This window comes from Cryptosporangium minutisporangium (assembly GCF_039536245.1).
GTDB lineage: Bacteria > Actinomycetota > Actinomycetes > Mycobacteriales > Cryptosporangiaceae > Cryptosporangium > Cryptosporangium minutisporangium.
In genome coordinates this window covers 121,092-145,560 of record NZ_BAAAYN010000031.1, presented here as the reverse complement: position 1 = coordinate 145,560, position 24,469 = coordinate 121,092, and the positions used below count along the sequence as shown (strand labels likewise).

At 71.8% G+C, this 24,469-nt stretch carries 25 protein-coding genes and 1 tRNA gene; 15 read left to right on the top strand and 11 right to left on the bottom strand.

Going from position 1 to position 24,469, the window contains the following annotated elements:
* Positions 1–95: 95 nt before the first annotated feature.
* The 3 genes from ABEB28_RS24620 (at position 96) to mscL (ending at position 1,970) form a co-directional block, all read left to right on the top strand.
* Positions 96–437 (top strand): FmdB family zinc ribbon protein, encoded by a 342-nt coding sequence (locus ABEB28_RS24620; protein WP_345730557.1) that lies wholly within the window; start codon positions 96–98, stop codon positions 435–437.
* A 274-nt stretch (positions 438–711) separates the two neighbouring features.
* Positions 712–1,422 (top strand): hypothetical protein, encoded by a 711-nt coding sequence (locus tag ABEB28_RS24615; protein ID WP_345730556.1) that lies wholly within the window; start codon positions 712–714, stop codon positions 1,420–1,422.
* A 146-nt stretch (positions 1,423–1,568) separates the two neighbouring features.
* The gene (mscL, locus tag ABEB28_RS24610) at positions 1,569–1,970 is read left to right on the top strand and encodes a large conductance mechanosensitive channel protein MscL (protein WP_345730555.1); all 402 of its coding nucleotides are present in this window, start codon (positions 1,569–1,571) and stop codon (positions 1,968–1,970) included.
* Positions 1,971–2,156: 186 nt separating this feature from the next.
* Here the strand turns inward: mscL and ABEB28_RS24605 are convergent, their stop codons facing one another.
* Positions 2,157–2,327 carry a hypothetical protein gene (locus ABEB28_RS24605; protein ID WP_345730554.1) on the bottom strand — a complete coding sequence of 57 codons (171 nt, stop codon included), beginning with the start codon at positions 2,325–2,327 and terminating at the stop codon, positions 2,157–2,159.
* 105 nt (positions 2,328–2,432) lie between these two features.
* Entirely contained in the window at positions 2,433–5,087 is a 2,655-nt protein-coding gene (locus ABEB28_RS24600) for a penicillin acylase family protein (protein ID WP_345730553.1), read from the bottom strand.
* A 196-nt stretch (positions 5,088–5,283) separates the two neighbouring features.
* On the opposite strand from ABEB28_RS24600, the gene ABEB28_RS24595 reads away from it, so the two are divergent.
* Entirely contained in the window at positions 5,284–6,285 is a 1,002-nt protein-coding gene (locus ABEB28_RS24595) for an MBL fold metallo-hydrolase (protein ID WP_345730552.1), read from the top strand.
* A 159-nt stretch (positions 6,286–6,444) separates the two neighbouring features.
* Here the strand turns inward: ABEB28_RS24595 and ABEB28_RS24590 are convergent, their stop codons facing one another.
* The gene (locus tag ABEB28_RS24590) at positions 6,445–7,179 is read right to left on the bottom strand and encodes a TetR/AcrR family transcriptional regulator (protein ID WP_345730551.1); all 735 of its coding nucleotides are present in this window, start codon (positions 7,177–7,179) and stop codon (positions 6,445–6,447) included.
* 1,107 nt (positions 7,180–8,286) lie between these two features.
* On the opposite strand from ABEB28_RS24590, the gene ABEB28_RS24585 reads away from it, so the two are divergent.
* The 5 genes from ABEB28_RS24585 to ABEB28_RS24565 all read left to right on the top strand — a co-directional run bounded on the left by ABEB28_RS24585 (position 8,287) and on the right by ABEB28_RS24565 (position 13,838).
* Positions 8,287–9,498 (top strand): amino acid deaminase/aldolase, encoded by a 1,212-nt coding sequence (locus ABEB28_RS24585; protein WP_345730550.1) that lies wholly within the window; start codon positions 8,287–8,289, stop codon positions 9,496–9,498.
* Positions 9,499–9,529: 31 nt separating this feature from the next.
* Positions 9,530–10,852 (top strand): D-arabinono-1,4-lactone oxidase, encoded by a 1,323-nt coding sequence (locus ABEB28_RS24580; protein WP_345730549.1) that lies wholly within the window; start codon positions 9,530–9,532, stop codon positions 10,850–10,852.
* A gap of 219 nt (positions 10,853–11,071) precedes the next feature.
* The gene (locus ABEB28_RS24575; RefSeq protein ID WP_345730548.1) at positions 11,072–11,356 is read left to right on the top strand and encodes a hypothetical protein; all 285 of its coding nucleotides are present in this window, start codon (positions 11,072–11,074) and stop codon (positions 11,354–11,356) included.
* 210 nt (positions 11,357–11,566) lie between these two features.
* Positions 11,567–12,580 (top strand): glycosyltransferase family 2 protein, encoded by a 1,014-nt coding sequence (locus ABEB28_RS24570; RefSeq protein WP_345730547.1) that lies wholly within the window; start codon positions 11,567–11,569, stop codon positions 12,578–12,580.
* A 70-nt stretch (positions 12,581–12,650) separates the two neighbouring features.
* The gene (locus ABEB28_RS24565; protein WP_345730546.1) at positions 12,651–13,838 is read left to right on the top strand and encodes a lysylphosphatidylglycerol synthase transmembrane domain-containing protein; all 1,188 of its coding nucleotides are present in this window, start codon (positions 12,651–12,653) and stop codon (positions 13,836–13,838) included.
* 187 nt (positions 13,839–14,025) lie between these two features.
* On the opposite strand, the gene ABEB28_RS24560 is transcribed toward ABEB28_RS24565, so the two are convergent.
* From ABEB28_RS24560 to ABEB28_RS24545, 4 genes are all read right to left on the bottom strand, one after another.
* Positions 14,026–14,781, bottom strand: a complete 756-nt coding sequence (locus tag ABEB28_RS24560) for a class I SAM-dependent methyltransferase (RefSeq protein WP_345730545.1) — start codon at positions 14,779–14,781, stop codon at positions 14,026–14,028.
* Between the two features lie 5 nt (positions 14,782–14,786).
* Positions 14,787–15,917, bottom strand: coding sequence for a glycosyltransferase (locus tag ABEB28_RS24555; RefSeq protein ID WP_345730544.1), 1,131 nt, complete (start codon positions 15,915–15,917; stop codon positions 14,787–14,789).
* A 68-nt stretch (positions 15,918–15,985) separates the two neighbouring features.
* On the bottom strand, positions 15,986–17,587 hold the full coding sequence (locus tag ABEB28_RS24550; protein ID WP_345730543.1) for a phospholipase D family protein: 1,602 nt from the start codon (positions 17,585–17,587) through the stop codon (positions 15,986–15,988).
* A gap of 123 nt (positions 17,588–17,710) precedes the next feature.
* Positions 17,711–18,187, bottom strand: coding sequence for a MarR family winged helix-turn-helix transcriptional regulator (locus ABEB28_RS24545; RefSeq protein ID WP_345730542.1), 477 nt, complete (start codon positions 18,185–18,187; stop codon positions 17,711–17,713).
* 161 nt (positions 18,188–18,348) lie between these two features.
* Here ABEB28_RS24545 and ABEB28_RS24540 point away from each other — a divergent pair, with 161 nt between their 5' ends.
* Entirely contained in the window at positions 18,349–18,984 is a 636-nt protein-coding gene (locus ABEB28_RS24540) for a hypothetical protein (RefSeq protein WP_345730541.1), read from the top strand.
* Here the strand turns inward: ABEB28_RS24540 and ABEB28_RS24535 are convergent.
* On the bottom strand, positions 18,928–19,365 hold the full coding sequence (locus ABEB28_RS24535) for a MarR family winged helix-turn-helix transcriptional regulator (RefSeq protein WP_345730540.1): 438 nt from the start codon (positions 19,363–19,365) through the stop codon (positions 18,928–18,930). The genes ABEB28_RS24540 and ABEB28_RS24535 overlap by 57 nt on opposite strands.
* 104 nt (positions 19,366–19,469) lie before the next feature.
* On the opposite strand from ABEB28_RS24535, the gene ABEB28_RS24530 reads away from it, so the two are divergent.
* A complete protein-coding gene (locus tag ABEB28_RS24530; RefSeq protein WP_345730539.1) occupies positions 19,470–20,738 on the top strand; it encodes a multidrug effflux MFS transporter in 1,269 nt (422 codons plus the stop codon).
* A 201-nt stretch (positions 20,739–20,939) separates the two neighbouring features.
* Positions 20,940–21,012: transfer RNA gene (locus tag ABEB28_RS24525), tRNA-Arg, on the top strand.
* 6 nt (positions 21,013–21,018) lie between these two features.
* On the opposite strand, the gene ABEB28_RS24520 is transcribed toward ABEB28_RS24525, so the two are convergent.
* Positions 21,019–21,597 carry a DUF4203 domain-containing protein gene (locus ABEB28_RS24520; protein ID WP_345730538.1) on the bottom strand — a complete coding sequence of 193 codons (579 nt, stop codon included), beginning with the start codon at positions 21,595–21,597 and terminating at the stop codon, positions 21,019–21,021.
* A gap of 181 nt (positions 21,598–21,778) precedes the next feature.
* Between ABEB28_RS24520 and ABEB28_RS24515 the strand changes: the two genes are divergently transcribed.
* Entirely contained in the window at positions 21,779–22,012 is a 234-nt protein-coding gene (locus ABEB28_RS24515; protein WP_345730537.1) for a hypothetical protein, read from the top strand.
* 9 nt (positions 22,013–22,021) lie between these two features.
* Here the strand turns inward: ABEB28_RS24515 and ABEB28_RS24510 are convergent, their stop codons facing one another.
* On the bottom strand, positions 22,022–22,444 hold the full coding sequence (locus ABEB28_RS24510; protein WP_345730536.1) for a hypothetical protein: 423 nt from the start codon (positions 22,442–22,444) through the stop codon (positions 22,022–22,024).
* Between the two features lie 44 nt (positions 22,445–22,488).
* Here ABEB28_RS24510 and ABEB28_RS24505 point away from each other — a divergent pair, with 44 nt between their 5' ends.
* Positions 22,489–23,046 carry a flavoprotein gene (locus ABEB28_RS24505; RefSeq protein WP_345730535.1) on the top strand — a complete coding sequence of 186 codons (558 nt, stop codon included), beginning with the start codon at positions 22,489–22,491 and terminating at the stop codon, positions 23,044–23,046.
* Here the strand turns inward: ABEB28_RS24505 and ABEB28_RS24500 are convergent.
* Positions 23,034–23,795, bottom strand: coding sequence for an AraC family transcriptional regulator (locus ABEB28_RS24500; protein WP_345730534.1), 762 nt, complete (start codon positions 23,793–23,795; stop codon positions 23,034–23,036). The genes ABEB28_RS24505 and ABEB28_RS24500 overlap by 13 nt on opposite strands.
* Positions 23,796–23,872: 77 nt before the next feature.
* On the opposite strand from ABEB28_RS24500, the gene ABEB28_RS24495 reads away from it, so the two are divergent.
* On the top strand, positions 23,873–24,457 hold the full coding sequence (locus tag ABEB28_RS24495) for a TIGR03086 family metal-binding protein (RefSeq protein ID WP_345730533.1): 585 nt from the start codon (positions 23,873–23,875) through the stop codon (positions 24,455–24,457).
* The last annotated feature ends 12 nt before the right edge of the window (positions 24,458–24,469 follow it).

Sequence of the window (24,469 nt, the reverse complement as noted above, 5' to 3'; positions counted from 1 at the left end):
CAACCCCGATCCGCTGGCGCGAAGAGCCGGAATACCGCACACTTAGCACTCGTTCGATCTGAGTGCCAACCGAAGTTCCAGTGGAGGAGGCGGCCGTGCCGACCTACCAATACCAGTGCACGGCCTGCGGCCACCGGCTCGACGCGGTTCAGTCGTTCACCGACGCTCCGCTGACCGTCTGCCCGAACTGCGAGGGCTCGCTGCGCAAGCTGTTCTCGTCGGTGGGTGTGGTGTTCAAGGGCTCGGGCTTCTACCGCACCGACTCCCGCTCGGGCTCGACCAGCTCGGAGCCGGCGAAGAGCTCCTCGGACTCGAGCTCGACGAAGTCCGACAGCGCGTCGACCAGTTCGTCGTCGAGCTCCTCCTCAGGCTCCTCGTCGTCGGGCTCGTCGTCTGGCTCGTCCTCCTCTGGCACCGCGTCGAAGGCCGCGGTCTAGCGCACTTCTCCGCATCCAGCCGGTCCTTACCAGGTGAGGGCCGGCTGGACGCGTTTCTCCACCGGCCGCCCGGTCGTCCACAGCCGGGCTCGTGGCGGCCCCTGAGAGCCGGGTCCGCGCCTACCGTCGCCTCGCAGGCCGGCTTTCGTGGCCGGCCTTTCGTGGGCCGTGGCCCCTTCGTCGGGCTGGGGCCCTTCGTCGGGCTGGGGGCCCTTCGTCGGGCCAGGGGCCTTCGTCGGGCCAGGTGGCCTCGCGGGCAGGTGGAGGAGGCGGCGTGCGGCGCACGGAGCGGTTGGCGGCCCCGCGGGTCTGGCTGCCGCGCGGTGGCTGGCCCGGCCGGGTCCGCGCGGCGTGCGCGGGCGCGCTGGTGGTGACCGCAGCGGTCATCCTCGCCTACAACCACGATTCGGACGTCCGGCAGCAGGCGAATCCGGGCGCTCCGACGTCGGTCGGGTCCGCACCGGCGCCGCCAGGGCGGGAGGGCACCGCGCCGCCAGGGCAGGAGGGCGCCGGGCCACCGGGCCGGGAGGGCATCGGGCCGTCCGCGGGCAGCGGGTCGGCGTCGACGGGAGCCGGCGAGTCGGTACCGGCGGGGGCCGGCGAGTCGGTACCGGCGGGGGCCGGTGAGTCCGAACCGGCGGGGGCCGGTGAGTGGGGACCGGCGAGCGCCGACGGGCCGGAGGCGTCCGGGGGCGATCCGCGCGGGGTGGCGCCGCCGCCCGGAACCGTGGGCTTCCCGTTACGGCTGACCGACCCGGCCGTGCTGGCGGTCGTCCACCCGGGCGAGCGGGTCGACGTCCTGGTCCGCGCGGAGGGTGGCACCGCGCACGTCGTCGCGGCCGACTTGCCGGTGCTGCGCAGCGTCGGCACCGCCGCTGGGCCGGACGGCGTCCTCTACCTCGCGGTGTCCCCGGCCCAGGCCACAGTCCTGGCGGCGATCGGTCCGGACGCCCAGGTCTCCGTTACAGTGCGGTCCCCCGGCTGACGGCTGCGATCGTGGTGCCACTTCGATGCTTCGAACCGGTCCCGACGAGGCACACAGCACTGGGGTCGTCCGGCGGTGCGGAGGTGATGCCGCGTCTCGGCACGGCGCCATAACCCCCTCCGTACGGAAAGCAAGAGGACAGCGCGATGCTCAAGGGATTCCGCGAATTCATCCGCCGCGGCAACGTCGTCGACCTGGCCGTTGGTGTGGTCATCGGCGCCGCGTTCACCGGCCTGGTCACCCAGTTCGGCAACTCGTTCCTGAAGCCCCTCATCCAGGTGCTCACCGGCGGCGAGAAGGTGGGCGGGACGTTCGAGATCCGGAAGGTGGAGTTCGACTACGGCGCGTTCATCACCGCGCTGATCGTGTTCGCGCTGACCGCCGCGGCGCTGTACTTCGTCGTGGTCGCGCCGATGAACCGCCTCAACGAGCTGCGTCGCCGTGGCCAGGAGCCGGAGCCCGCCGCCCCGAGCGAGGAGGTCGTCCTCCTCACCGAGATCCGCGACGCCCTGCGGGAGAGCAGTAGCAGCAGCAACCGCCGCTTCTGATCGATGCCGGGCGCATGCTCAGCCGACGCTGGGGCGTGCAAGCCCACCGAGGACGAGCGGGGCTATGGAGCGCGCACGCGATTGGATCCGTGCGCGCCACCGCCGCGGCCCTCGCCGTGCCCCCGCGGGGAGGCGCACTCGTCTGCCGGGCTCGCTCTCGGGGGTCCTCCCTCGAGGGCGGGCCGCTCAGTCCCAGTGCGGGGGGCGGTTCTCCAGAAGCTCCAGGTCCCGCAGCTTGCGCGACGCTGCTTCCCGGTCCCGCCAGTCGGTGTCGATGTCGTCAGCGGTCTGGTCGGGAAGAACGACGATGTCGGTGTCGTCGATCATCGGGACCTCACGCTCGTCGTCCGACGCCATGCTCGTCGTTCCCCCTTCGTGCTTGTTCCGGCCTGCGCGCCACGGGTCGCGGCGCGGTGTGGCCGTCGACAACCCTACGCGGCGCGTCGCGAAGCCGGATCCCGCTCACGGCACCAGTTTCTGGGCATACCGAGCCTCCCGGCGGATCGTTTCCGGCCGCCATCGCATGGCCGTTGTTCCGCCGTTCCGCCACAGTTCAACCTGGTCGGTGTAGTGATCGGAGAACGCGTGGCCGGACTCGCCGGTCAAGTTCACCCACCGTGACCGGTCGAGGTCGGCCAGGTCGACCACCATCCGCATCGACGGCACCCACGTCACCTCGTATCCCTCGGCCAGATCCCACCCCGTCGCGTTGACCAGGCTGCTCCCGCCGGCCACCGGGTAGGGCCCCCGGTTGAACAACGCCTCGACCATTCCGATGCCCGACTCCCCCAGCGACTGGTTCCGAATCGTCAGCGTGTGCAGGTCGCCCCAGCGCCAGTCGGACGGGTCGTCGCCGAGCCGCTCGGTCAGCTCGTCCGACGCGTCCCGCAGCGCCGCGCGGAGGACGTCGTCGCGTCGCTCGACCGGGCCGGTGCCTCGCTCGTCCCACCACGGTGAATCCGGAGTTCGCAGGAGGCCGGTGACGACCTCGAACCAGCGGCTGCCGCCGTCCGGCGGCTGATCGTCGGGCAGCTCGTCGAACGTGCGCAGGAGGAGGTGCCGCCAGACCGCGTTGAAGTACGCCGCCGCGGCCGAGCTCTCCGACTGGTGGTAATCCCACCGGGTGAGCAGCTCACGTGCCCGCTGCATCCGTGGCGGGACGTCTCCGGCGAGTTTCACCTGGGTCAGCGCTGGGACCAGCTCCGGCGCCAGCCCGCTCCAGGCGTCGAGCTGGATCGCGCTCAGGTCGTCGGTGTCGACCTTGCCCGCCGCGAAGTCCGCCTGCAGCAGCGCATCGATGCGGGCGCTGCGGTAGCCGTAATCCCAGTCGTACCCGAGCATCGGACCGGCGCCTTCGCGCACCGGTGCCTGGTTCGCCGTGACGACGTACCCGGCGGGCGGGTTGTACGCGTACGGCATCTGCGCGAACGGCACCGCGCCCGTCCAGTCGTAACTGGGGTTCCAGCCCGGCGCCGGATAGAGCCCGTCGCCGCTGCCGCGCACCGGAATCGTTCCCGGCGCCTGGTAGCCGATGTTGCCCTCGACGTCCGCGTAGATCATGTTCTGCGCCGGTGCGGCGAACAGCGCGGCAGCAGCGCGGAACTCGGCGAAGTTTCCCGCTCGGTTGAGGGCGAACAGCGCGTCCGCGGTGCGGCCCGGCTGCAGTGCCGTCCAGCTCAGCGCGACCGCGTAGGCCGGATCCGCCGGGCGGGCCTCCTGCGTCGGCACCCCTGCCTGGTCGACCCCCGGTGTCGCGCCGATCTCCCGGAGGTCGGCGTCCTCCTCCGACAGGAGTGGCCCGTGGATCGTGCTCCGGACGGTCAGCGTGACGTCGTCCCCGCCGGCGACCTTGATCCGCTCGGTGCGCCGGACCAGCGGCACCATCTCGCCGTCCCGCTCGTACTTGTCGCCCCGCACCCGCTCCAGGAAGAGGTCGGCGACGTCGGGCCCCAGGTTCGTGAAGCCCCAGGCGACCTTCGAGTTGTGGCCGATCACCACGCCGGGCATGCCGGAGAAGCCGAAGCCGGTGACGTCGAACGGGCAGGCGGCGCTGACCGTCGTGCAGTGCAAGCCCACCTGGTACCAGATCGACGGCATGACCGGGCCCAGGTGCGGATCGTTGGCCAGCAGCGGTTTCCCGGTCGTCGTCCGGCCGCCGCCGACGACCCAGGAGTTCGAGCCGATCCCGTCCCCGTTCGTCCCCAGCAGCTCGGGCAGCCGGTCGAGGGCCGTTCCGAGGGTGCCGAGCCGACTGCCCATCCCGGTGAGCGCAGCGCGGACGGCGACCTGGTCGGCGGTCTCCGGTCCGCCGCCACCGCCGCCCGTGGTACGCGCCGCCGCCGGGTTCGACGTCGACCGAGCACCTTCCGGGCGCACGGTCGCGCCCGGCTGGAAGGTGCCGTCCACCACCGCGCCGGAGGGCAGGATCGGCGGGTGCTCCGCGTACGGGTACTGCGGGAAAAGCTGGTTGATCTGTTGCCAATCGAACCCGGACGCGAGCAGCTGCGCCCGCTCCAGCTCGTCGCCCATGTTGCTCCGGAGGTCCCACGCCATCGCCTTCAGCCAGGAGAGGCTGTCGACCGGCGTCCAGGGCTCGATCTCGTAGCCCGAGTTCTGCAGCTTCAGCACGGCGTACTCGAGCCCCGCCGAGCTCCCGGAGTGCTCGTCGATCCAGGCGTTGACACCGTCGGCGTACGACTGGAGCCAGCGCCGGGCGTCGGCGGAGAGCAGCGGCAGCTCCTGCTCGGCGACCCGCCGCCACCCCATCGTCCGGATGTACCGGTCGGTCGCGACCTGGGACGGCCCGAACAGCTCGGCGAGCCGGCCGGAGGTGACGTGCCGCCGGAAGTCCATCTCCCAGAACCGGTCGACCGCGTGCAGGTAGCCCTCGGCCCGGAAGAGGTCGTCGGCGTTGTCCGCGTAGACCTGCGGGATGCCCTGCGCGTCGCGGTAGACCTGGACGGACGAATCGAGGCCCGGTACCCGCACGGTGCCGGTGTAGTCGGGCAGGGATGCGCGGATCGTGAAGTAGACGGTCGTCCCCGCGACGCAGGCCAGGACGACCAGCACGACGAGGAGGGACAGACCGATCCGCCGCAGAACCCTTACCGCGTTCACAACCGGCGACCTTAAGGCCTCCCTCCGACGGAGTCGTCAGCGCGATCGGGTCCTGTGAACAACGAGCCGGGCTGTGGACAACGGCAGAGGACTCGCCGGGCCTGGTTAGCCTGGAAGTACTCAGGAGCTCAGCGCCGACAGCGTCGCCGGCGCGCGCTCCGGCGTCATCCGGAGCGCTCGCGAAGAGAGGTGGCCCATGTTGGACGCCGACCGGCTCGCCCGGGCCCGTCGTACCCGGTTGAACGCCGATCGCCGCCGGCGCGGCGAGCGGATCTGGCCGGAGTCGTTCGCCGACCGACTGACCAGCCCGCTTCCCGGCCCAAGGGAGCAGTGGCAGCTACTCCGCCGCGGCCGGCCACGGGTCGACCGCACGGACGCGGTGCGCATCCCGATCGACCGGTCCGGCCTGCTCCGGGCCACCGGTCAGGACCAGACCGTCGTCACCTGGGTCGGGCACGCCACGTTCGCGCTCCAGATGGGCGGGCTCACCGTGCTCACCGACCCGATCTGGTCGGACGCGATGCCCGGCGTGAGCCGCCGTGTGACGCCGCCCGGCATCGCCTGGGCCGAGCTCCCGCCGATCGACGCGGTGTTGATCAGCCACAACCACTACGACCACCTGGACGCACCGACGATCCGCCGGTTGCCGCGGGACACTCCGGTGTTCGTGCCGGCCGCGCTGGGCGAGTGGTTCACCCGGCGGGGATTCACCGCGGTCAGCGAGTTCGACTGGTGGGAGTCGACGACGCTGGCCGGGGTCACCTTCGACTTCGTGCCCTCACATCACTGGAGTCGGCGGTCGCTCACCGACACCTGCAAGACGCTCTGGGGCGGGTGGGTGCTGACCGACGACAACGGGCAGCGGATCTACTTCGCCGGCGACACCGGCTCCGGGCACTGGTTCGGTGAGATCAGGAGCCGCTACCCGGGCATCGACGTGGCGCTGCTGCCGGTCGGGGCCTACCACCCGCGCTGGTTCATGCAGACCGTGCATCTCGACCCGGAGGAGGCCGTGCAGGCCTGCGGGGACCTGGGTGCGGCCCGCATGGCAACGATGCACTGGGGAACGTTCGTACTCACCGGCGAGCCGCTCACCGAGCCCCGCGAGCGAGCCCAGCGCGCGTGGGCGGCGGCCGGTCGTCGCCGCGAAGATCTCTGGGACCTGGCCATCGGCGAGTCCCGCGCCCTGCCCCGCTGACCAGAGGCACCGCCTCCCCACCCCGAGGCGGGCCTCGACGCCGATTCACGCCGAATCCGCCTCCACCGGCCCCGTGGAGGCGGATTCGGCGTCAACCCGCGCAGGTCAGGCTGCACAGGGCGCGAGTCGCGGCGTGGAATTCGACCACGCCGCCCGGTGCTACCGGCGGCCGGCGCCCCCGGCCGCCCCACCGACGCCCGCCGGGTCGACGGATCCGCCGGGCGCGACCGGCTCGGTCTCGGCTCCGGCGCCACCGAGCTGGACGTACCCCTCGAGGTGGATCCGGAGCATCCGACGGCCTTGCAGGAGCACCTCCTCGTCGCCCTGCGGATCGCGGCTGAACGCGAACTTGATCAGCGCGTCAGCGACCTTCGTCGTGGTCAGCAGCGCGAGCCGCAGCGCCGGCGTGTCGAGCACCCCGAACCGCGCGTACAGCAGATTCGCGACCCGACCGGCCACCACCGAGTCGTTGTCCTGCGTCGGGTCCAGCAGGTGGGTGTCGACGATGTCCCCGAACCGCACCGCGCGGAACCCGGGATGGTGCCGGCACAGATCGACGTAGATGTCGAAGGCCACGTCGACGGCGTCGTACCAGTGCGTGAAGTCGGCTTCGACCACGGCGGCGTCCAACCGCTCCGCGAACACGGCGAGGTTCCGCGCCGAGAGCGCCTTGACCGCGGCTCGCTTGTCCGCGAAGAACTGGTAGAACGACCCCGGCGAGACGCGCGCCCGACGCGCGATGAGGCTCGTGGTCGTGGCCTCGTAGCCACGTTCGGCCACCAGCTCGCCGGCCGCGTCGAGAATCCGTTCGACCCGCTGGCGGCTCCGCTGCTGGCTGGGCAGCCGCCGGAGCGGCTCCGTCGCGGAGTGCTCCGCGAGCCAGGCGTCGGGCACGGTTCGACCCTCCCGCGTTCCGTCACGACCCGGGCCATTACCGGGTCCACGTCTCGTCCCCGGCCGGGCTCCCGCGCGGGTTCCGAGTGCCCTTGACGGCTTTCCGGGGATCTGCGACGTCTGTCGGACTGTGGTCACGGACTGAGTATCTCTTGCGAAGTCGCTTCAGAGGTGCATGGCCGGTCATAGGCTGTCCACCGGCCCGATCCGGACCCCTGCGACGACAACTGGAGGCGCCGGATGGCACGGCCCGGCAGTCCCGCCGACGATTCGCCTGGTCACAAGGGGTCTCCCGCAGCACGGGAGGCAACAGACGATGGCGCGGCGGCCCCGTCCGAGGCTCCGCGAATCACCGGGGAAGGGCAGTCGACATCTCCTCCCCCGCAACGCCCGAGCGCGGCGCGCCGCGACCTCGGCACGCCGAACGGCGCTCCGACCGAGCCACCTGGCCCCGCCCCCGCGCGGTCCCGGCCGTTCCCGTCGGACGCCCCCACGCAACCGCTCGCGGCCGACCCCGCGCGGTCTCGACCCGCCGCACCGGATGCCCCCACGCAACCACTCGCGGCCGACCCCGCGCGGTCTCGACCCGCCGCACCGGATGCCCCCACGCAGCCGCTCCCGGCCGACCGCCGCCGCTCCAGCCGGCCGGTCGCGTCCGACGGCCCGACCCGACCGCTCCGCGCGCGCCCCGGCTCGGCCGGAGCCGCCACCGAGCCTGCCGAGCGCACCCGACCGCTCCCCGCCGACGGCACCCCCTCGCGCCGTCCGGCGCCGCCCGCCGACGACGCGCCTCCCGGCGACCCGCGCCACCCCCAGCGAACGCCCCGACCGCACGGACCGCACGGGGAACCGACCGAACCACGACCGGCCCACCCGGCACGCACTCCGTCCCCCTCCCCGGGCCCGTCCCCGGCCGCGCCAAGCCGCCCACCGACGCGCGGCGGCCACGCGTCGAGCGTCCGCCACGAGGACCGAACCGGGCAGCAGGGCACGGGCCGTCGCCGTTGGTTCGGCCTCCGCGCAGCGGACCGGCCGGCTGACCCTGAACCGGACGTCGAGCCGGACCGCAGCGGGCTGCGTTCACCCACCCACCTCGCGCCGGAAGCCGTGTTCGCCCGGCTGGAGGCCGCCACCGCTCACCTCGAGCCGCCGTTCGCGGTTCTCGACCGGACCGCGTTCCGGGCGAACGCGGTGGCGCTGACCCGGCGTGCCGCCGGTACACCGATCCGGCTCGCGAGCAAGTCACTGCGTTGTCGCACCGCGCTGATCGAGGCGCTGTCGCTGGACGGCTTCGCCGGCGTACTGGCTTACACGCTGCCGGAGGCGCTGTGGCTCGCGGGCGGCGAGGGCGCGAGCGCGTTCAGCGACGTCGTGGTCGGCTACCCGAGCGCGAACCGGACCGCGTTGGCCCAGCTCGCGGCGTCCGAGCGGCTCGCCGAGCGGGTGACGCTGATGATCGACTCGGTCGACCAACTCGACCTGATCGACCAGATCGCGCCGCCGGGCAAACGCGCCGAGATCCAGGTCTGCCTCGACCTCGACTCCTCGCTGAGACTGGGCGGCGACCGGATGCACATCGGTGTACGGCGGTCACCGGTGCATACGCCGGCCGACGCTGCGGTGCTGGCTCGTCGCGTCGCGCTTCGGCCGGGCTTCCGGATCGCGGGGCTGATGTCGTACGAGGCGCAGATCGCCGGCGTCGGCGACGCGCCGCCCGGCCGGTTCCTGCGCGCGCTGGCGGTCCGCTGGATGCAGCGCCGTTCCTGGGCCGAGCTGCTGGAGCGTCGCGCGAAGGTGGTCGACGCGGTACAGCACTCGCTGCAGCAAGTGGGCTCCGGACCGCTGCGGTTCGTCAACGCCGGTGGCACCGGCAGCGTCGAGAAGACCGCGGCCGACCCGGTGGTCACCGAGGTCGCGGCGGGTTCCGGCCTCTACGGGCCGACGCTGTTCGACGCCTACCGCGCGTTCACGCCCCGTCCGGCGGCGATGTTCGCGGTGCAGGTCGTCCGGCGACCGGCGCGCGGCTGGGTCACTGCGGCGGGCGGCGGCTGGATCGCGTCCGGGCCGCCCGGCCCGGACCGCCTGCCGACCGCGGTCTTCCCGCCCGGCTTGCGGATGTCGCCGACCGAGATGGCCGGCGAGGTGCAGACTCCGCTCCAGGGCGACGCCGCCGACGAGATGAAGCTCGGCGACCGCGTCTGGTTCCGCCACGCCAAGGCCGGTGAGCTGTGCGAACACGTCGACGTGCTGCACGTCGTCGACGGAGACCGGATCGTGGACGTCGTTCCCACCTATCGGGGCGAAGGAAAGGCATTCTGAGCATGACCTCGACGACACTGCGGAGCTGCCGATGACGGTGCTGTCCCCGGCCACGGCCAGCTGTGCCAACTGGGGCCGCAACGAGACCTGGACGCCGGCCGACGTGGCCACACCAGCCAGCGTCGACGACCTCGCCGCCACCGTGCAGGACGCGCGGGAGCGCGGTTTGCGGGTCAAGCCGATCGGGGCCGGACATTCGTTCACCGCGATCGCGGCGACCGACGGTGTCCAGGTCAGCCTGGACGCGCTGGCCGGGATCGTGCGCGCGGACACCGCGAGCGGCCTGGTGACGCTGCGCGGCGGGACCCGGCTGCACGACATCCCGCGGTTGCTGGCTCCCTACAGGCTCGCGATGACCAACCTCGGCGACATCGACTCGCAGTCGATCGCCGGCGCGATCTCGACCGGGACGCACGGCACCGGCGCGAAGTTCGGCGGTATCGCGACCCAGGTGCGAGGACTGACGCTGGTGCTCGCCGACGGCTCGGTGGTCGACTGCGATGCGACCCGAGAGCCGGCGCTGTTCGAGGCCGCACGGTTGGGCCTGGGGGCCGTCGGGGTGATCGCCGCGGTCACGCTGCAGTGCGAGCCGGCGTTCCTGCTGCATGCGGTCGAGCGGCCGGTGCCCCTCCCGGAGATGCTCGCCACGTTCGACGAGCGGGCGGACGCGCACGATCACGTCGAGTTCTACTGGTTTCCGCACACGACGGGCACCCTCTACAAGCAGAACACCCGCCTTCCCGGCGACGCCCAGCGACAGCCGCTCTCCCGCGGACGAGCCTGGTGGGACGACGAGTTCCTCTCGAACACCGTCTTCGCCTGGGCGTGCGAACTCGGGCGGGCCGCCCCGGCTGCGGTCCGGCCGTTGGCGGTGATGTCGGCGCGGGCGCTCGGCGCCCGGGAGTACGTCGACCTGTCGCCGCAGGTGTTCACCACCCAGCGCCGGGTGCGGTTCCGCGAGGCGGAGTGGTCGGTGCCGCGAGCGGCGCTCGGTGAGGCGATCACCGCGATCCAGCGGATGATCGACCGACGCGGGTGGCGGATCTCGTTCCCGGTGGAGGTGCGCGTCGCGGCAGCCGACGATCTGTGGCTCTCGACGGCGCACGGACGCGACTCCGCCTACATCGCGGTGCACCAGTACCACCGGACACCGCACGAGGAGTATTTCCGGGCGGTGCAGGACATCATGCTCGACCTGGACGGCCGCCCGCACTGGGGCAAGATCCACTACCTGGACGCTGCTGCGCTGAGCGGTCGCTACCCGAAGTTCGGCGACTTCCTCGCGGTGCGGAACCGGGTCGATCCGGAGCGTCGCTTCACCAACCCCCACCTCGACCGGATCCTGGGGTCATAACGACCACCGGCCAGGGTCCTCACCGCGCCCGCCTCCGAAAGTTCTGACCTGGAGCCCGTCGAGCGCGGGCCGGCGTCCGCGCCACTCGACGCCTCGTATTGGCCATACTCAAGTCGGGTGGAGCGGCCGTCAGCGTCGTACTCGGCGGGCCGTGCACGATTTTGTCGGGGGGAATGGTTACATCGGTGTAGTTCCTACCGATGAGCCCCGGAGGTGGAGATGCGAGCCGCCAGCACCACCCGCTACCAGGACGAACGCTGCCCCGACTGCCGGGGCGGCCTGGTCTGCGCCAACCAGTGGGAGATCTGGCTCTCCCGGCGCGACGACGCGGAGGCCAGCTGGATCGCCGAGCACGGTTCACTCGAGGCGTTCGACACGTCCGCCGAGCTGGCCGAACTCCTCGACGATCGGCCCGACTGCGAGGAGGAGGTCGACTGCCGCAGTTGCAAAGGCACCGGCATGCGAGTCCGGCGCGCCGAGTACCGCCGGCACCACGCGGCCTGACAAAGTTTTGCCTGCCCGCCGAGTTGCCGGGAACACATCGTCCGAGTAGCCGATCTTCGCGTTGTTGACCTCGTATTTTCTTGGCGACCCATGGTGACCGGTTAAGCTGTCGCACGCTCCGACTAACCTGATGCTCGTCCGCCCGGACCCAGTCGCATCGCCGGACCAGCCGTGACGCCCGGCAGCCGCATCGAACCCCCGCGAGAGGCCATGAACGCCGACCCGACGACCACTCTCACCGAGGCCGCCGCCACCCCGCACGCCCGTCACGCCAGCGTCAGCGGTGGTGACCCGAGCGACCCGCAGGGTGCTCTCAACGCGCTCGACCACGGGCCGAACACGCTCGACGCGACGATCGTGCTGCCCTGCTACAACGAGGGCCCGCACGTCCTGCTCGAGCTGGAGCGGATCACCAAGGCGATGGACGCCAGCGGCTTCCGCTACGAGCTGCTGGTGATCGACGACAAGTCGACGGACGACACGCTGCAGGTGCTGCAGGAGGCGCTTCCTCGCTTCCCGCGCATGCGGCTGATGCCGTTCCAGCGCAACGGTGGCTCGGGCACCGCGCGGCGGATCGGTAGCGCGGAGGCCTACGGGCGCATCGTCGTCTGGACCGACGCCGACATGACCTACCCGAACGACCGCATCCCGGAGTTCATCCAGTACCTGGTCGACCACCCGGAGACCGACCAGGTCGTCGGCGCCCGCACCACCGAGCAGGGCACGCACAAGTTCCTCCGCGTGCCGGCCAAGTGGGTCATCCGGAAGGTCGCCGAGACGCTCGCCGGGACGAAGATCCCCGACCTGAACTCGGGTCTGCGTGCGTTCCGCCGCGACGTCTCGCTGCCGTACCTCCGGCTGCTGCCTCCCGGCTTCAGCTGCGTGACGACGATCACGCTGTCGTTCCTGTCGAACCAGCACACGGTCGACTACCTGCCGATCGACTACGCGAAGCGCGCCGGCACGTCGAAGTTCCACTTCGTCCGGGACGCGTACCGCTACATCTTGCAGGTGCTGCGGATGGTCATGTACTTCAACCCGATCAAGGTGCTGATGCCGCTGGCGTTGGTGCTGCTGAGCGTCGGGTTCGTGAAGGCGATCGTCGACGTCGTCATCTACTTCTTCCGCATCACGACCAACTCGCTGCTGTTGATCGTCACGGGTCTGTTGATCGCCTCGGTGGCACTGCTAGCGGACTTGATCGTCCGGTCCCGGGCGGATTGACCGGTCCGTGCCCACGCAGGGTGGTTCCACTGCTGTCCCTGACGCCGCGAAGGTCACCGATGGTGTGTCGGTGACCGACGCGTCGTCCGGTGCTGCTCCTGATGGGGGCGACGCCGAGCGCGCCGCCGCACCCGGAGCGCCGCCCGCCCGTGGTCCGCTACCCCACCGGCCCGCGGACGCCGCCGAGACCGCGAGCCGCTCGGCAGACGACGCCGACGCGGACGACGCCGACGCCGACGCGGACGACGCCGACGCGGACGACGCGCTCGAGTCCGCCGAGATCGCCTCCGGTGGGCACCACCTGGAGCACGGACCGGCCGAGTCGGCACCGGCCGCGCCGGGCAAGCGGCGGGTACGGCAGGCGCTGATCACCGGCGCCAAGGCTGCGCTGCTGCTGGCGATGATCGGGTTCGCCGGCTACGCCCTCGCCCAGAACTGGGACGAGGTCTCCGAGGCCCTGCGCCAGTTGGACTTGTGGGTCGCGCTCGTCTCGGTGCCGCCGGTCGTGCTCGCGATGCTGTGCGCGATGCAGGTCTGGCGCTCGCTGCTGTCCGACCTCGGTGCGCCGATACCGGCCCGGCCTGCGGCGCGGATCTTCTTCATCAGCCAGCTCGGCAAGTACTTGCCCGGCTCCGTCTGGTCGATCGCCACCCAGATGGAGCTCGGCCGGGAGTATAAGGTGCCGCGGCGGGTCGGGTTCGCGGTAGGCGTGCTCGCACTGGTGCTCACCGCCGCCGTGGGGCTGCCGTTGGCCGCGGTCACGCTGCCGGTAGCGGCCCCGGACGTCCTGGGCCGGTACTGGTGGGGGCTGCTGGCGATTCCGGCGCTGCTGGCGGTGCTGCACCCGGCCGTACTGGGGCCGCTGGTGAACTTCGGTTTCCGGTTGATCCGCCAGCCACCGCTACCGAAGTTGCCGAGCACCCGCGGAATGGCACGGGCCGCCGGATGGCAGGTGCTCGTGTCGGTGTGCTTCGGCCTGCACGCGTGGATCCTGCTGGTCGGCCTCGGCGCCCCGACCGGCCGCGCGCTGTTCGCCGCGATCGGCGGGTACGCGCTGGCCTACGCGCTGGGCCTGCTGGCGATCCCGCTTCCCGCCGGGGCCGGTGTCCGTGACGTCGTGCTGGTCGCGGCGTTGGCGTCCGTGGTGACCGGCCCGGAGGCGCTGCTCGTCGCGGTGCTGTCCCGGGTGGCGCTCACAGTCGTGGACCTGGCCCTCGGCTGCGGCTTCCTGGCGTTCGTCCGGCGCAAGAAGCCCTGACCCACCCCGCGCGCGCCTGACGTCCCCAACAGGCAGTTGCGTGTAAAGCGCCGCCAGGCGCGCGCAGTTGCTCGAACCTGGAGCCCACTGAGAGCGGCGCTGGCAGTCGAGCGCGCCGACGTCGTGGCCTTGGGCTGCCCGCCCCGAGGAGGCGCGCTGGCCTGTCAGCGTCGTTCTCAGCGGGCCGCTATCCCTTGGGGCCGGTGGCTACTGCGAGGAGGCCGATCCCGCGCTTGGGGGCCAGCTCCTGGATCAGCGTGAACGGCGCCATGCCGAGCCGCAGCACCTGGCCGGCCACCTTCTTCTGCGGCTGCAGGTAGCGACCGGACGTCGCGCTGCGCTCCTCCGCCACCTCGGACACCGGCGCGGCCGGCTCCGCGAGCTTCTTCGCCGAGACCCGGTTGCTGACCGCCTCCAGCGCGTACCCGACCGGCCATCCGTACCGGCGCACCGCGATGTCCGTGCAGCCCACCGAGGCGAGCAGGTCGGTCAGCTGCTCGGGGCTGTACCGGCGGTAGTGCCCGACGAGTTCGTCCGACGGCCCGAACCGGTGCTGGTCGGCCGGCACCGACACCATCAGCTTTCCGCCCGGCCGGATGAACTGCACCCAGTCGGCGAGGTTGCCCCGGTCGTCGGCGATGTGCTCCAGCACCTCGAACGCGCAGACCAGGTCGAACTCCGCACCCTCGGGCACCTTGTGGTGGTCACCGTGCAGGACGGTGCCACCGTTCGGCGTCACCCGCTCGGTCGCGACCTTCCACGACGCCTCGTCCGGCTCGACGCCGGTGTACGACGCGAGCTGCGCGAGCCGGGCACCCACCGCGCCCTGGCCGCAGCCGAGCTCCAGGATGTCCTTCGGCGCCAAGCGCTCCAGCGTCGGCCGGACCACGGCCCAGCGCAGGTTCGCCCGCGCGGTCAGCGGAGGGGTGATCGGTGCAGACATATCGGTCAACCTCGCGTGGGAACGGATTCTGCTGGAGCAGGAACTCGGTCGCGCAGCGCCGCCACGACCCGGGCCGGGTAGAAGTGCTCTTCGGCGCGTTGGCGGGCGGTGTCCTTCGCGCGCTTCAACGCGGTCCGGTCGGACGCCAGGCCACGGAGCGCCTCGGCGAGCGCGGCGGCATCGCCGGGCGGCACGAACAGTGCGGCGTCACCGACCATCTCCCGCTGCGGCGGGGTGTCGGACGTGAGGATCGCGCAGCCAGCCGCGGCGCCCTGGTACACCTTCGTCGGGACGACGTTCTGGGCCTTCGCGGTGGTACCGAAGATGCCGAGGCTGACGTCGTAGGACGCGACGAACGCAGGCAACTCGGGCCCGGCGACCCAGTCGACCCACTCGACGTTGCTGTTGGACGCGGCCCGGCGCCGGCAGTCGGCGTGGTCCTGGCCCTTGCCGACCATCGTCACCGTGATGCCGGGCTCGTCGGCCAGCAGCGCCAGCGCGTCGCCGATCACCGCGGTGCCGTGCAGCGGGGTGAACAGCCCGACGAAGACGACCCGCAGCGGCTCGGTATCCGCCCGATCGGGACGCTGCGCCGCGAACCAGGTCCGGGTGGCACCGACCGGCGTCACAACCGTCCGCGACGTCACGTCGGCGGGCAGAGCGTCGAGGTGCTCGGGCGTATCGACGACGACGACGTCGGCGCTGTCCAGCGCCTTGCGGTCGATCCAGCGCAGCAGCTTCTGCTTGGCACCACCGGAGCCGGCGAGGCCTCGGTCGGTCGCGGTGCCTGCGGCGGAGACCAGGTGGTCGAGGACGATCGGCGTCTTCCGGAACAGGAACCGCGCCAGCCGGACGTCGAAGTGGCCGAGGTACCCGACGAGCACCGCGTCCACGTCACCCGTGCGCCGGGCACGCCGGGCACCGGCGATCAGGCGGGACCAGCACCGGCCGAGTTGCCACGCAAGCACCGGCAGCCGCCACGGCTGGCGCAGCATCTGCACCCGCCCGGCCGTGTCGAGCGGCAGCGGGTCGTTGACCTCGACGACCTCGTCGCCGGACTCGCGCAGCCCGTCGATCAGGACGGCCACCCGGGGGTGCCGTTGCACGTCGTAAGTGCCGAAAGCCAGCCAGCGCACCGCGCCAGGCTACCGGGCGGGGTCCCGGAATCCCGAATGCACCGGCGGGGGAACCCCGAATGCGCCGGTCAGAAGTCGTCCGCGCGCCGCAGCTTCCGTGGGCGACCGTCGGGGTCGAGCAGGTACTTGTAGAGCGGATCCGCCCATATCCCCGCCAGCGGTTTCAGCTTCGCCGGCGAGTACGGCCGCAGCCGCCCGGGCGGCCGCGGCCCCGATTTGCCGCCCTGGTGCCAGGCGTCGAGCGCCTCGGCGGACTCCTTGAACGCGTGGAACGCCGCCTTCGGGTCGGCCAGCGCGTCCAGTTCGTCGGGCCGCAGTTCGAGATGTTCGGCGGCGAGCGCGAGCCGCAGGTCACGCGCGTAGACCCGCGCGCCGTCGCCGAGCCCGGCCGGGTCGACGGGCTCACGGCGGTCACGTTCCTCGTCGATCACCGCGCAGGACAGCTCGGAGTCGTACGTCCACGACCGGCGATTGAGGTTGTCCGAGCCGACCACGGCCCAGACGTCGTCGATGACGCAGACCTTCGCGTGGACGTAGACCGGCGTGCCGTCGCGGTTCTCCGGGCCGTAGACCGCGACTCGATCCGGCGCCACCGCCCGGAACTTCTCCAGCGCCCGGTTGCGTCCGAGGTTCTCGCCGGTCGTCGAGAGGCCGCCCTGGTCGGGATAGGACGGGACGACCGCGATCAGGTGAAGGTCGGGATTCGTCTTCAGCGCTTCGGCGAAGCACGCCGCCACGTCCGACGACCAGAGGTACTGATCCTCGAGGTAGATCAGCTTGCGGGCGCGCTTGAGCGCCTTGAGATAGGCGCGGGCGATGCTGCGCTCGCCGTCGGGCGCGAACGGGTAACTGTTGCGCCGCCGGTGCGGGTACGTGCGCAGGATCTGGACGGCCTGGGTGCCGCACGGCTCGGGGTCCGGCGGCTGGTCGGGGAGCGGGTCCGCGCTGATGTCGCGGCGGCTCAGCAGGTCGCGGACGACGCGCGCGGGGTTGTTGGAGAGCGGACTCGGGTCCTCCCAGCGCTCCCGGAAGACCATGTCGACGTCGCCCACCGCCGGCCCACGCACCGCGACCTGGACGTCGTGCCACGGCGGCCGCGGCCCGTAGACCTCCGGCATCGGCTGGGCCTGCGGGTCACCGTGGTGGTCGGCGTCGTCCCGGCGGCTGTGCCCGAGGTCGATGCCACCGAGGTAGGCGATGTCCTGTGCCGGTTCCCCGGGATGCCGGATCACGACGAACTTCTGGTGGTGCGAGCCTCCGGTGCGGACCCGCATGTCGAGCAGTACCTCGCCACCGGCCTCCTCGACCTCGACGCCGAGGTGGCGGTTCTCCTCGGCGCTGAACTGGAGCTTGTCGAGGTGGGAACGCCACATCAGGCCCTTGACGACGACGCCGCGGGCGATGGCCTCGGCGAGCACCGAGTGGACGGTGCGGTCGGGCTCGCCGAGGAGTTGGTCGGGGTCGCCGCGCCAGTCGGTGAAGAACAGGATGTCGTCGGCTTGGGCGGCGTCGATCTCTTTCAGCAGGTCGGTGAAGTACGTGGCGCCGTGGATCAGCGGCCTAACCTCGTTCCCGGTCGTCCACGCGGCGCCGTCGGGGTGCCGGGAGTCGATCCGGGTAGCCGGGTTGCCGCGCTCGTCCGCGGTGAGGAACCAGTCGTCGAGGGGCATGTCCTCGCGTTACCCATTCCGGGCCGGTCGCCACACCCGAGGTCTGCGGAAGCGCCGGAGCGGTGTGCACTTCGGCGAGCTATGACCCGCCGTAATGCACAACGCCCAGGATCAGGGCCGACGTCAGACCGCGACCGGCGTGGGGCGGGGCGTCGTGACCGCGCCCGCTACCGAGTCGGCGAACCGGCGCAGGAGCTGCGCGAACGCCACCACGTCCGCGTCGGACCAGTCGTCCAGGCCGCGTGAGATCAGCTCGACCATCTGCTCCCGGTGCTGACGCAGCGTCTCCAGACCGGCGTCGGTGATCGCGAGGCGGTGCACCCGCCGGTCGGACGGGTCGGTCGCTCGCGCCACCAAACCGGCTTCGATCAGGGCTGTGACCTGCCGACTGATCACCGACAGGTCGACCCGCAGACGCTCGGCCAGATCGCTGGCGCGCTGCTCCCCCGCCGTGGCCAGGATCGCGAGCGTGGGGATGGCACCGGCCGCGCCGACGTTCTTGCTACCGACCGGCGGCACCACCCGATGGAACTGACGCTTGATCTCGCCGATCGCGGGGAGTTGGTCGAGCAGCCGGGCACAGGCCTCCTGCGACGCCATCGTCGCCTCCTCAATAGTTGCTCTAACCAACCATACCGCTTGGCGGCCCAACCGGCACGTGGGCTGCGCCACCACTACCCACTTTTCTCATCAAATCGCCGCCAAGCATCACACAAAGGAGGACTCTGACAGCGGTCGTCCCGGCGCCCCGGAGGCAGTGCATGGATCCGCGAGTAGAGGCGCGCGCCCAGCAGCGATGGCGATGGGCCCTCATCGTGTCCACCAGTGCGACTGCGATCGCGGTCGCACTGGTGCTCTGCGGCGCGTTGGTGACGGCGGCTGCCGCCGGCGCGGACACCCTGACGCTGATCGTCCTCGCGGTGATCGCGCTCCTGGTCGTTGGGTTGCTGCTCGGCGCGGTACTGGGCGTGAGCTGGTGGGTGCTCCGGCGGCGCGGCGTGCTCGGACCGTCACCCCTGTGGGGCGCCGACCGGGCCACCCGGCGGCGGGTCCACGTCGGCCTCCGGCGCGGCGAACTGCTGACGGGCCAGGACCACGCGCTGGCGAGCAGTGAAGCCGAACGAATCGTCCGGTTCGGCCTGCTGCTACCGGGCGTGTTGTTCGCAAACGTCGCGCTCCAAGGCCTTTGGCTGGTGATGGACCGGTCCGAGGTCGACGACAACCCGCTGCTGTTCTGGGCCCGGCTGGCCGCGATCGTGTTCTTCGGATGGGGCGGCACCCAAGGGCTGATGGCACTGGGCCGGGCTCGCCGGTACGTAGCGCTCCGCCCGGCCGACCCCCTACCGGTCGCGGAGCACCCGGACCAGAGCGCGCAGAGCGGGCACCGCACTCTCTAGCTTCTCCCGATCCTCCGGCACCAACCGGCCGAGCGCCGCGCCGAGGTGCGTGTCCCAGCTGCGCTGAAGGCGCTCGAGGTTGCGGTAGGCCTGGTCGGTGAGCGTGAGGCGCGCGATCCGGCGATCGTTCGGATCCGCTTCGCGGACCATCAGGTCCCGCCCGACCAGGTTGCGCACCGCCGCGCTGACGTTGCTGCTCTTCATGCGCAGCTCACGCGCGACGACACCGACACCGATGCCGGGGTGCCTGCCGACGTAGCGCAGGACGTCGCGCTCGGAGTCGGGCAGCGGCACGAGGTTGACCTCGGCGTGCGCGGCCGTGCGGAGCTGCCGCGAGACGTCGTGGAGCAGCGCCGCGAGCTCGCCTGAGAGGAGCGCCACAGCCTCGGGCGCTGTCTTCTCCCCGGACACACGCCGATACTAGCTTATGTATGAATACATAAGCTTCGGCGTGGAAGCGGAGCGAGCACTGGAGCGCAGACTTGATGTCATCGGCCACCCACCCGTCCCTGGACGCGCGCACCGGCTCCGCTGAGGGCGCCCCGGCTCATGCGGCGCTTCCGGTGCTCGCGGTCCTGACGCTGGCGCTGCTCTCGGCGATCGCGCCGCTGGCGACCGACATGTACCTGCCGGGCTTCCCGACGATGGCGGACGAACTCCGCACGGACGCGTCGAGCGTGCAGCTCACGCTCACCACGTTCATGGCCGGGTTGGCGATCGGGCAGCTGGTGATCGGCCCGCTCTCCGATCGCTGGGGCCGGCGGCGTCCGCTACTCGTCGGCGCGGCGGTCTGCATCCTGGCGTCCGCGTTGTGCGCGGCAGCGCCGAACGTCGGAGCACTGATCGCATTCCGGTTCCTGCAGGGCTTCGCCGGCGCCGCCGGCGTAGTTCTCGGCCGGGCGATCGTGGCCGACACCGTCCGCGGCGCGTCCGCCGCGCGCATCTTCTCCGTGCTCATGACGATCGGCGGGATCGCGCCGGTGGTGGCGCCGCTGATCGGTGGTGCGCTGCTCGGCCCGGTCGGTTGGCGCGGCGTCTTCGGCGTCCTCACCGGAGCGGCGGTCCTGATGCTGCTCGGGTCGTTCTTCGTGCTCCGCGAGACACTGCCGCCCGCCCAGCGGCAGGGCGGCGGCCTCGGTGCGACGCTGCGCGGCGCCCGGACCGTGCTCGGCAACCGCCGATACGTCGGCTACACGCTGACGTTCGTCTTCACGTTCGGAGCGCTGTTCGGGTACATCTCCGCGTCGCCGTTCGTGCTGCAGACCGTGTTCGGCCTGTCGTCCGGCTGGTTCTCGGTAGCGTTCGCGGCGAACGCGGTGGGACTCACGCTCGGCAGCCTGACCAGCGCCCGGATCGTCAGCCGCTTCGGCCCGCGACGGTTGCTGATCTTCGGGGTGGGTTCGCTGCTCGTCTGGACGTCCGTCCTCGCGGCGTTGACGCTCACCGGCGCGCTGACCACGGTCGCGGTGCTCGTGTTGCTCTGGCTGTGCGTTACGTCGGTGGGTTTCGTGATGGGCAACGCGACGTCGCTCGCGATCGCCCAGACGCCGTCCGCGGCCGGTACCGGCTCGGCGGTGATCGGCGCGTCGCAGTTCGCCCTGGCGGCGGTCGTCTCGCCGCTGGTGGGCCTCGGCGGAGAGGGCACGGCGGTGCCGATGGCGATCGTGATGGTGGTATCCGCGGCGATCGCGGTGCTAGCGCTGGCGACCCTGACCCGCGGCACAGCGTCCGAGGTGTCCGCCGCTGCGCGGTGAACGCAGGCGGGTCGACGCGGATTCACGCCGAATCGGCTTCCACGGGCACCGTGGAGGCCGATTCGGCGTGAATCGGCGCAGGTCGCGCCGGAAGGCGGGATAGTCGGAACGCGAGCGGGCCGGTTACCGATACGCTGGGGCCGGATCCGAGCGGCGCAAGCCGTGCGGCTCCGCACGCGGTCGGCGGCGACGCCGGGCCGGGCCCTCGTAGCTCAGGGGATAGAGCACCGCTCTCCTAAAGCGGGTGTCGGCAGTTCGAATCTGCCCGAGGGCACGTTGTTCAGTCGGCCAGAACCCGGGCTCGCCGTCCACGGAGCTGCTGCCGCTGGACCACCCACCCCAGTAGGGCGAGGCCGAGCCACAGCGCCGTCGCGAGCGTCACCTCCCACGTCGCGTCCGGGGCGCGTAGGAACCCGAAGACGTCCGGGTCGATGCGGGCGAGGCCGCTCAGCACCAGCCCGGCGCCGCCGAGCGCACAAGCGACGGCGAGCGCGCTCTGCCGGAACCGCTGGGTGAGGATCCCCCCGATGAAGCCGCTGGCCGCGACGAACAGCACGGCCAGCACCACGCTGCCCCCGCTCGGCTGAAGAAGCCCGAAGAGCTTGGCCCCGATCACCGCACCAGCGAGTCCGCCGACGAAGAACAGGGCGACCCGGAAGACGAGGTGTGCGACCACCCAGACGCCGATGGCCGCGGCTAGCGCGATGATCAACGCCGTCCAGACGGACGCGTCGAACGGTTCGGTCAGCAGCCACCCGACGGCGAATCCGCAGGCCAGGATCGCCAGGTTGATCGACCTCACGCCGGCGAAGCAGAGCAGCAGGCCGAGGGCGAGCACGACGAGTCCGGCGCTGTCCACGATGCCTCATCTCCTCTTCCTGGTGCGACGACTCGCGCAGTCTCGCCGCTCGCGGCGCCCCGACGCCTCGTCCGTTCCGGATGAGATCGCGCCCGATTCCGGCAAACGCGCGGCGTATCAGTCGGCGTGCGACGCGCTCTGTCTCGGTAGCCCCACACGTGCTGCGAACCGAGGAGCAGAGATGGACTACGCCCTGACTCTCGAGATCGTCAGGCTCGCCGAGCAGTTCCACGAAGAGTGGAACAACGCCATCCAGGGGACCCAGCTCACGCTCCTGGCTGCCGCACGCAACCAGAGCTGCGAAGGCCTGCCGTTCGAGGCGGAGCTCCTGCTGCGGAGGCTGACCAGCATCCACTGCCTTCAGAGCAGGCCCGACCTCGCCGAGCACTTCCTGGACGGCAACTTATCCGAGTAGGCGCAACGGTTACCGCACCCAGTGCGAGCGCAGCGCCGCGAACTGCTCGACGGTGAGGAACGACGGGTTGGACGCCTGCGGCTGACGGAACACCTCGATGTCGGCGAGCCGCGCGTCGTCCCGTAGCACCGACCGCGGCACCCGTAGCGGCTCCGGCGCGATCGCCAGGTCGAGCGGCACGTGCCAGCCGCCGTCATCCAGAAGCTCCGCCGGCCCGGTCAGGCGACCGACGCCCCAGACGCCGGCCCGCGATCCGCTGGCCCAGAACACCACCGGCTGCCCGGCTCGCATCAGCCGGGCGCGGTAGCCCGGTCGGACGCACCACTGGCCGACGCGCGGCTCGTCGGCGAATCGGCCGGCCAGATCCACCCGGTCGGCGTTGCCCTTCAGCACCCAGGCGCCGAGGTTCTCGGCGGTCACCGTCCGCTGCACCGCCGAACCGTACCCGGAGCCGGGCGTCGGCTAGCCTCCTCGCCGTGAGTGAGTACCTGGCGCTGGTCGCGTGTGGCGCACCGCTGGCCGCGCGCGTCCACGACGTGGCGGCCGCGATGAAGGCCCAGGGCTGGCGCGTCCGCGTCGTGGCGACCGCTGCGGCCACGAACTGGGTGGACGCCGATGCGGTGGAACGGGTCACCGGCGAAGCGCCCCTGGTCGAGCAGCGGCGTCCTGGCGAGCCGAAACGCTTTCCGACGCCGGGGCACGTCGTCGTCTGCCCGGCGACGTTCAACTCGGTCAACAAGCTCGCCACCGGATTGATGGACAACTACGCCGCCGGCCTGGTCTGCGAGGCGCTGGCCAGCCGCACCCCGTTGACGCTCGTCCCGATGGTGAGCGACGCGCTGTGGGGCCACCCGGCGTGGGCCGGTCACCTGACGACGCTGCAGCGCACCGGCGTCACGTTCGTCGACGTCCGCTCCGGTCGAGCGGGTGAACCAGAGCCGGTGGACGCCGGTACCGGCGACGACCTCGCCGCGGTTTTCGACCCGTCCTGGCTCGCCGAAGTCGTCGGCCGCCCGGGGAGCTACCCGGGGTAGCGCTGCGCGTAGCGGGTCGGCGGCTCGCCGAGGATCGCGGTGAAGTCCCGGCTGAAGTGCGCCTGGTCGGCGTAGCCCAGCTCCGCCGCCAGCCGCGCCCAGTCGACCGCCTCCCCGGCGGCCAGCCGCGACGTCGCCTCGGCGATCCGGGACCGGCGGATGCACCACTTCGGCCCCACCCCGACGTACTCGACGAACAGCCGCTGCAACTGCCGGATGCCGACGCCGAGCCGGTCGGCGAGGAGATCCACGCGGGTCAGCGACGGCTCCGCCGCGATCAGCTCGACCGCGGCACGAGCCGCATCCGCCGCCGGGTCGTCGGGCGGGAGATCAGCCCGGAGGAACCGCTCCACCTCGTCCACCAGTGTTTCTTCCGAGGAGAGCCGCAGCTCGCGGCGGAAGACCACGGACGCGGGCACCGCCCGGTCGGCGAGCTCGGACACCGGGCCGGCGAGAAACGGCCGGAAGCGCCCGGGCCGGAACGCCACGCCGAACACCCGGCCGGTGCCCTCCAGCGTCCGATGGGAGTACGAGCGCATCGGCCCGCGCACCGTGCCCGGCTCGTCGTCGACGAAAGACAGGTGCACGTTGACGCCCGGCGGGAGGAGCTGCCGGTAGGGAGCCTGGTCTCGGAGGTCCCAGTGGACCGCCCAGTAGTGCTGGACGAACGGCGCGAGGTCCGCCGACGGCTCCTCGAACCAGTGCCGCTGGAAGTCCGACCACCGGCCACGCAGCCCCCGCGCGTCCATGGCCGGAGCCTACGGCGTCGCTTTTCTTCAAGACAGCGCCGCTAGCGTGAAATCGCACCGCCGGAAGGAGAAATCACATGTACACGCTGGTCACGGCGACCGCGCAGCCCACCGTCGACGTCGTCCGAGGGCTCCGCGCCGAGCACCTCGCCGCGCCGACACCCTGCAGCGAATACGACGTGCGTGCGCTGCTGAACCACCTGCTGTTCTGGGGTCCGTCGCTGGTCGGCGCGGCCCGCAAGGAGGCAGTCGCGCCGCCGGCCCCGAACGAGCAGGACGTCGACCTGACCGACGGCGACTGGGCCAAGGCGCTCGAGGCTCACCTCGACGAACTGGCGAAGGCGTGGAGCGAGCCGGACGCCTGGCAGGGCACCACCCGGATGGGCGGGCCGATGAAGATGCCCGCGTCGATGATCGGCGGGATGGCCCTGGGTGAGCTGGTCGTGCACGGGTGGGACCTGGCCCGCGCCACCGGTCAGTCGCCGCGCTGGGACGACGACGTGGTGCAGGCCGTGTACGAAGGGGTAGCGGCGACCGCGGACCAGGGCAGGGAGATGGGGGTGTACGGGCCCGAGGTGCCGGTTCCCGCCGATGCGCCGGTGCTCGATCGGCTCCTCGGCCTCACCGGCCGCGACCCCCGGTGGACGCCTGAGGCCCAGTAGCCACGGCGAGCG

Excerpts from the sequence above, each read along its gene's own strand:
- mscL (WP_345730555.1), top strand. The coding sequence starts at position 1,569 with ATGCTCAAGGGATTCCGCGAATTCATCCGCCGCGGCAACGTCGTCGAC.
- ABEB28_RS24605 (WP_345730554.1), bottom strand. The coding sequence starts at position 2,327 with ATGGCGTCGGACGACGAGCGTGAGGTCCCGATGATCGACGACACCGAC.
- ABEB28_RS24595 (WP_345730552.1), top strand. The coding sequence starts at position 5,284 with ATGTTGGACGCCGACCGGCTCGCCCGGGCCCGTCGTACCCGGTTGAAC.
- ABEB28_RS24580 (WP_345730549.1), top strand. The coding sequence starts at position 9,530 with ATGACGGTGCTGTCCCCGGCCACGGCCAGCTGTGCCAACTGGGGCCGC.
- ABEB28_RS24575 (WP_345730548.1), top strand. The coding sequence starts at position 11,072 with ATGCGAGCCGCCAGCACCACCCGCTACCAGGACGAACGCTGCCCCGAC.
- ABEB28_RS24570 (WP_345730547.1), top strand. The coding sequence starts at position 11,567 with ATGAACGCCGACCCGACGACCACTCTCACCGAGGCCGCCGCCACCCCG.
- ABEB28_RS24560 (WP_345730545.1), bottom strand. The coding sequence starts at position 14,781 with ATGTCTGCACCGATCACCCCTCCGCTGACCGCGCGGGCGAACCTGCGC.
- ABEB28_RS24550 (WP_345730543.1), bottom strand. The coding sequence starts at position 17,587 with ATGCCCCTCGACGACTGGTTCCTCACCGCGGACGAGCGCGGCAACCCG.
- ABEB28_RS24545 (WP_345730542.1), bottom strand. The coding sequence starts at position 18,187 with ATGGCGTCGCAGGAGGCCTGTGCCCGGCTGCTCGACCAACTCCCCGCG.
- ABEB28_RS24540 (WP_345730541.1), top strand. The coding sequence starts at position 18,349 with ATGGATCCGCGAGTAGAGGCGCGCGCCCAGCAGCGATGGCGATGGGCC.
- ABEB28_RS24530 (WP_345730539.1), top strand. The coding sequence starts at position 19,470 with ATGTCATCGGCCACCCACCCGTCCCTGGACGCGCGCACCGGCTCCGCT.
- ABEB28_RS24515 (WP_345730537.1), top strand. The coding sequence starts at position 21,779 with ATGGACTACGCCCTGACTCTCGAGATCGTCAGGCTCGCCGAGCAGTTC.
- ABEB28_RS24500 (WP_345730534.1), bottom strand. The coding sequence starts at position 23,795 with ATGGACGCGCGGGGGCTGCGTGGCCGGTGGTCGGACTTCCAGCGGCAC.
- ABEB28_RS24495 (WP_345730533.1), top strand. The coding sequence starts at position 23,873 with ATGTACACGCTGGTCACGGCGACCGCGCAGCCCACCGTCGACGTCGTC.